General features: G+C 44.5%; 1 protein-coding gene. It reads right to left on the reverse strand.

The features are described 5' to 3' along the window. Window positions 1-78: 78 nt before the first annotated feature. Window positions 79-519: L-2-amino-thiazoline-4-carboxylic acid hydrolase (locus HMPREF0367_RS08950; protein WP_081683673.1), on the reverse strand; the 441-nt coding region annotated here is incomplete at its 5' end.

Raw genomic sequence — 519 nt, forward strand, 5'->3', positions numbered from 1 at the left:
AACAGCTTCTGTATTGCTGGGGATCATGATCCTTAACAGGGACATGATAAAGTCCATAGAAGCCCTCCTGTGCAACCGTCACATATTCCACTTTCCCAACTCTCCCTGTTTTTGCAGCTTGGATTGCTGTCCGTATTTTCTTTCTTTATCCCATTTAGAGTCCTTTTTGCAAACATAGAAATCACACTTTTCTGCGCCCTCTGCAAGTGTACCTGTCCTGTATAACACGCCGCCCATGAGATCAGCAGAAATAAAATCCATGGCACACATATAGGGTATCAGTTCTTCCAAATGCTCCTGTTTTCCAAGCGCACACAGGCCGCACCTGTGATAGTTGATGGTGTATTCGTCTGCATCCCTTCCGGGAATCGTCTCCGTCATCCAGTTGAATTCGCTGTCGGATATGGCATTTGCAATTCTGTCCTTCTTGACTTTCTTTTTTTGATATTCCATATCAAATGGATTTTTACTCCCGAAAGCTTTTTTAATGAGCGACGCCTGCATCGTGGCTGTCACCAT

Source organism: Faecalitalea cylindroides ATCC 27803 (assembly GCF_000469305.1).
GTDB classification, from domain to species: domain Bacteria; phylum Bacillota_I; class Bacilli_A; order Erysipelotrichales; family Erysipelotrichaceae; genus Faecalitalea; species Faecalitalea cylindroides.